This is a genomic window from Gelidibacter sp., from assembly GCF_039916245.1.
In the GTDB taxonomy this organism is placed as follows: domain Bacteria; phylum Bacteroidota; class Bacteroidia; order Flavobacteriales; family Flavobacteriaceae; genus Gelidibacter.
Window position 1 is genome coordinate 1 of the sequence record NZ_JBDSLS010000285.1, and the last position, 5,956, is coordinate 5,956.

The 5,956-nt window shown below is 39.6% G+C and carries 4 protein-coding genes; 3 read left to right on the plus strand and 1 reads right to left on the minus strand.

Features of this window, described 5'->3' with window-relative positions; genetic code table 11:
• The coding region (locus ABIQ28_RS14570; RefSeq protein ID WP_348038573.1) for a PLP-dependent aminotransferase family protein at nt 1–1,402 on the minus strand (1,402 nt) is incomplete at its 3' end.
• An 85-nt stretch (nt 1,403–1,487) separates the two neighbouring features.
• Here ABIQ28_RS14570 and ABIQ28_RS14575 point away from each other — a divergent pair.
• The 3 genes from ABIQ28_RS14575 (at nt 1,488) to ABIQ28_RS14585 (ending at nt 5,187) form a co-directional block, all read left to right on the plus strand.
• Nucleotides 1,488–3,371 carry a TonB-dependent receptor gene (locus tag ABIQ28_RS14575; RefSeq protein WP_348038575.1) on the plus strand — a complete coding sequence of 628 codons (1,884 nt, stop codon included), beginning with the start codon at nt 1,488–1,490 and terminating at the stop codon, nt 3,369–3,371.
• A 202-nt stretch (nt 3,372–3,573) separates the two neighbouring features.
• The gene (gene bioB / locus ABIQ28_RS14580) at nt 3,574–4,659 is read left to right on the plus strand and encodes a biotin synthase BioB (RefSeq protein ID WP_348038577.1); all 1,086 of its coding nucleotides are present in this window, start codon (nt 3,574–3,576) and stop codon (nt 4,657–4,659) included.
• A gap of 168 nt (nt 4,660–4,827) precedes the next feature.
• Entirely contained in the window at nt 4,828–5,187 is a 360-nt protein-coding gene (locus ABIQ28_RS14585) for a helix-turn-helix domain-containing protein (RefSeq protein ID WP_348038579.1), read from the plus strand.
• The last annotated feature ends 769 nt before the right edge of the window (nt 5,188–5,956 follow it).

Consider the following 5,956-nt stretch of genomic DNA (forward strand, 5'->3'; position numbering starts at 1 on the left):
CAAACCCCAGTCTTAAAGCAGTTAGCGACCGATTTTGATAAAGGCAGATACTCGGAATAAATAGTCCTTTTTCTCTAGCTTTTTTTTGTAATTGCGTCAACGAAAAGACCTCCTTAAACCGAATCCAAAAAGCTAAACCGGAAGGTGGAATTGTAAAAGTAATCCGGTTTTGGAAGTGATTGTTGAGCAGTCCGGCAAAAAGTTCTTTCCGTTCAGCGATGACTTTTTTAGATTTTCTTTGGTATCGGTGAATGTCGCCTTGGTGGATGATTTCGCCCAAAGCTTTTTCCATCATTAAATTGGGCTTTCCAAAGATGTTCAGGTGTTTGGCGCCTTCTTGCAACACATCTTTAGGCGCAATTAAAAAATTCATTTGAAAACCTGAGTTTAAAAAGCGTCCGAAAGCACCAATATAAATGATGCGATGGCCACCGTTTTTTCTAAATAAGGATTCGTTTTTATTTTTCACCAATGAAAATTCAAAATCGGAATCGTCTTCAATGACAATGAAGTCATACTCTTCGGCCAAAAGTAGCAATTGGGATTTTCGTTTTTTTGAAAGGGCGACCGTGGTTGGATATTGGCATTTGGTGTTGATATAAACCAATCGTATCTCGCCGGGCTTAAAATGCTTTTGAATATAATCAATGTCCATCCCGTCGGCATCCACCGGAATCGTTTTCATCTTGGCGCCGGCTTGACTATAGATCATATTGGGTAAAAAGTAGCTGAGTTCTTCTACCAAAACGACATCGCCCGTATTGATCAATAAGCGTGATAGAATGGAGTGAACCTGCTCCAGACCTGCCACGGGCAATAAAAAGTCTCTTGACAGATGAAAGCCTCTGGTCAAATTGAGGTAATAGCTGAGTTGATCCCTAAAAAATAAATTCCCATCGCTTGCATTTGAATAAGTGCCTGAAGGTTTTTTTCTTCGGAGTACCGAGGTGTAGAACCGTCCCAGTTCTTCCGATTTAATCATACGGTAATCTGGCGTGCCGTCCGTGAAATATAATTTCCCCAGATGTTCTTCTAAAGGCGTATCTAAAATAAATTCCTTCCTAAAATGATAGGGCGCAGTTTCTGGAGGATGTTGAAAAACTTTGGTTTTTTTGGTTTTATCCAAAGAAATCTCAGGATTTATAACGAAAACACCCACATTAGGAACCGATTTTACCCAACCTTGCTCTTGGAGTTCGGTCAAAGCGGCCACAACAGTTTTCCGGTGAACTTGGAGGTCTTCGGCGATTTTACGGCTTCCTGGAAGCTGATCGTCATCTTCTAAAAGGTTGCTTTTGACCGCATTGATGAATTGATAGACAATTTGCATATAGACGGCATCTTTTTTTCGGCGATCTATTTTTACAAACGAATGAAAAGGAATTATAACCGGACTACTCATTATTTACATTTCGGACTACCAAAAATACTATTTTAATCCAAACCTTTGCCCTCAGATTCAAATACTACGATTAAAAAAAACATTTATGAAAAACGTACTGGTCACTTTAGGACTCATAGTTGCGCTACCAAGTTTTGCACAACAAAAGCAAACGCTTCCCGATCCGGAAATTCCGAATCACGAATTGGAAGAAGTCATTATTCAGGGCAACCGATTGCAAACCCCTTTTAGTGAGTCTACGCGGGATATTCAGGTGATTACACAAAAGCAAATTCAGGCACTTCCTGCAAAATCAATTAATGAGGTGTTGTCCTATATCAGCGGTGTGGACATCAGACAGCGCGGGCCGTTTGGAACGCAGACCGATATTTCGATTGATGGTGGCACGTCCGAGCAAACTTTAGTGTTGATTAACGGTGTAAAGATGATTGACGCGCAAACGGCACATAATATGATGAATATTCCTGTGCCTTTGGATGCCATTGATCATATTGAAGTGCTACGCGGTGCCGCCGCCAGAATTTATGGCATCAATGCTTTGACTGGCGCGATTAATATTGTAACCAAAAAAGCGAAAAGCGCTTCAGTGATTGCAGATGTTCAGACTGGAAGTTCTTTTAAAAACAAGGACGAAGGTGATGGCTCAGGAATTTATGGCGGCGTCGCGGCTGAGGTTACCGGCATCTACGGATCTGAAAACCAAAGTCAACTTTTTTCGGTGGCGCAAAGCGATTACAACGGACAACGGTACAATTCAGCCTCTAAAAACACCCGCCTTTTTTATAGTGGTCATTATGAAATTAATGACCATAATAGCGTTCAGGCGATGGCAGGTTACGCCCAAAACCACTTTGGTGCCAACGGTTATTACGCAGCTCCAGGTGATGTGAATTCAGAAGAACTTGTGAAATCATCTGTCTTTAGTCTGTCTTCAACACATACCTTCGGTAATTTTACGATTTCGCCACGAATCAGCGATCGCTATGGCGAAGATGACTACCGCTATTTTAAACATGATTTGAGTAAAGGGCGCTCGATACATTATACCAACGCGCTGATGCTGGAATTGAACAGCAGTCTTAAAACAGCAATCGGAACTTTTGGTTTCGGCTGGGAATCGCGCATGGAAAAAATCAACAGTTCCAATATTGGCCAACATGAACGTGATAATCACGGCGCTTATGTGGAATTAAAGAGTCGTTTAGGCGAAAAACTAAGAGGAACGGCTGGGCTTTATGCCAACTACAATACCGATTTTGGCTGGCAAATGTATCCGGGAATAGATTTAGCCTATCTGGTGAATGCGCATTGGAAAATTTCGACGAGTATCGGTTCAGGACAACGTATCCCTTCTTTTACAGATTTATACCTAAATCAACGTCCGGGAAATGTGGGGAATGTATCACTACAAGCAGAAAACGCCTGGAACTATGAAGGGAATATTCAGTATAAAAAAGGAAATTTACAGTTAAAAACCGGCTATTTCTACCGCAATATTTCTGATTTTATTGATTGGGTGCGTACCGATGCGTCAGAGCCTTATTCTCCAATGAATCTTGGGAAAAACACGATGCACGGTATTTATGCAAGACTGCAACAGGATTTTGATTTAGGCGAAAAACACGCTATCGGTTATGAAGTGAGCTATAATTATATGCATCCATCTTTTGAGGTGTCAACCGAAACTCAATCCAAATACATCTTAGAATCTCTGAAACATCAATTTATTGCAGGCCTTCATTACCGCATCAATGACTTTTCTTTTTCGATAAAAAACAGATGGTTACAACGAGAACTTGCCAATGCTTATGACGTTGCCGATGTTCGCGTCAATTACACCTATGAAAATTTCCTTTTATACTCAGAGGTTACCAACTTATTCAATGCCACCTATAGCGAAGCTGGAGCTGTTCCAATGCCAACGCGTTGGTTTGGAGTGGGTGTGAAATACCACTGGAAGCAGCGTTAGAGGTTGTGTTGTGGAAGGGAATTCGATTGAGAGAATAAAGAATCAAGTACAAAGAATTAAGAATATAGAACATAGAGTCTAGAATATAGAATCTAGAAAAAGACAGGATGGACAAAACGTTGGAGAACTATGATCAGTTATAATTCACAGATGGTTTAAAAATTTAAATCGGACAACACTAATTAATTATTAAAATAGAAAAATGAATAACCCAAAAAAATGGACACGCGATGAAGTCGTCGCTTTATATAATAAACCGATGATGGAGTTGCTTTATGAAGCGGCCACCGTTCATCGACAAAATCACGACCCCAATAAAGTACAAGTATCGACTTTGGTCTCTATTAAAACAGGAGGTTGTCCTGAGGATTGCGCGTATTGTCCGCAGGCGGCACGTTATCATACGAACGTCAAAGAAGAGGGTTTAATGGGCGTAGAGCAAGTCATCGCGCAAGCACAACAAGCAAAGGCCACCGGGAGTTCAAGGATTTGTATGGGCGCAGCGTGGCGCAACGTTAAGGACGGACCGGAATTTGATCAGGTTTTGACCATGGTGCGTTCGCTCAATAAGATGGATATTGAAGTGTGTTGTACTTTGGGAATGATTACCGAAAATCAGGCACAGCGTCTTTCAGAGGCTGGACTATATGCCTACAATCATAATATCGATTCTTCAGAAGATTATTACGAGGAAATCATATCGACCAGAGCCTATAAAGACCGACTGGAAACCATCGAAAATGTGCGAAAAACAAATATTACGGTCTGCAGTGGCGGGATTATTGGTATGGGCGAGAGCGTCGAAAACCGTGCAGATATGTTGATTACCTTGACTAATATGATCCCGCAACCCGAGTCTGTGCCTATAAATTCCCTCGTTCCGGTGGAAGGAACACCAATAGGGGAAATGGAACCAATATCTATTTGGGAAATGGTACGGATGATAGCCACTGCCAGGATTATGTTGCCAGAGACACAGGTGCGCTTATCGGCAGGACGCAATAATATGAGTCGGGAAGGGCAGGCCTTATGCTTTTTTGCCGGTGCGAATTCTATTTTTGCCGGTGATAAATTGCTCACGACGCCCAATCCAGATGTCAATGAAGACCTGAAGCTATTTGAAGATTTGGGATTGGTGCCACAGCAGCCTTTTGAAAAGCATGCACAACCTAAAACCATAGAAGCCGAAGATGCAAACTATCAAGCCTTAGGAGAAAAACCTAAATGGTCACGGCCAAAGCATAAAATTCAGCGTAATTTGGATACGCAGTATAAAAATAAGAAGTGATTGAAACACTTTTTGAAAAGATGTCCTATTGAAATAATGGGGTCGAATTTCTGTTGAAGTTCGACCTTTTTGATTTATATAGTTTTACATTTGGTTTATAAGGATATATTCTGAACCTGGCCGGTCAGGCGGTTATGACAAAATATAAGATATTAAAAATATTTAGCTATGATACAAACAGAAAAAGAATATGACGTTCTTGTAGAGCGTATTGCAGTGCTTTTGCAGGATAGCAACAACATTGAAAATACGGATGCTAAAGGGTATATTGAGTTAAATATATTGTCTGATCTTGTTGCGGACTATGAGGAAAGTAACTATCCAGTTGAAAAACCAGCCCTCGTTGAGGTTATAAAAATCCGTATGGCTGAAATGGGACTGAATCAAAAGCGATTGTCTGAACTTTTAGGGGTGAGTCCGTCCAGAGTAAGTGAATATTTAAACGGAAAAAGCGAGCCTACTTTAAAAGTAGCAAAAGAAATAAGCGTTAAACTGGGTATAGATGCTTCTATTGTTTTGGGAGTTTAAATCAATAGCCATCAAGTTATTAAGGTGTGCAGCAATGTAAACGATTTTTATTGGTCTTAAATTAAGTTATAACCCGCCGAACAGACGGGCAGATTAGGGCTCTATCATGGAATGGAACACGGATAACGCTGATCTCTTATGATTTAAAAGGATAAACTATTAAGAGCGGAGTTTCTATTTATGAGGCCATATTAGAAATCGCTATTATACGATAAAAGATTTAAGACCACTGCGTTGATAGAACATAGAATATAGACTTGTGCCCTAAAGTATTGAAGGCATTGGGCTTAAAATCCAAGACCCGTCCAAATTCGCATTTTTTATAAGCGTTTGTAATAAAGAATTAAAAAAGTGTATAGTTGAAAAAAAAAACTATAAAATCCCATATTTATAGAAGGTTACGCTAAGGACAGCAAGTTTTAATCGGACAACAATAATTAGAAACATTGTTGTCCGATTAAAGTTGCGATAATCTAATAAAAATAGTGATAAAAAAAGGTCTTTCAATGTTTTTGATCCTCAATCTCCTTTATTTCGAGGTTTTTTGAAAACTATTGCTAAAACATCATCATCCATTCTAATTGTGAATTTTAAAGCTCTCATTTTCAATTAATTACGTCTTTACTCTTTGTTCTTGGTTCTATTAGCGAAGCGGTCTTAATTCTATTCCGGATAACAATAATTAGAAACATACATTTACTAAAAAGACACAACCTTATATCTTTAACTGTAAATTTCTCAAAATAAATTATTCAAAAGTATCCAAAGT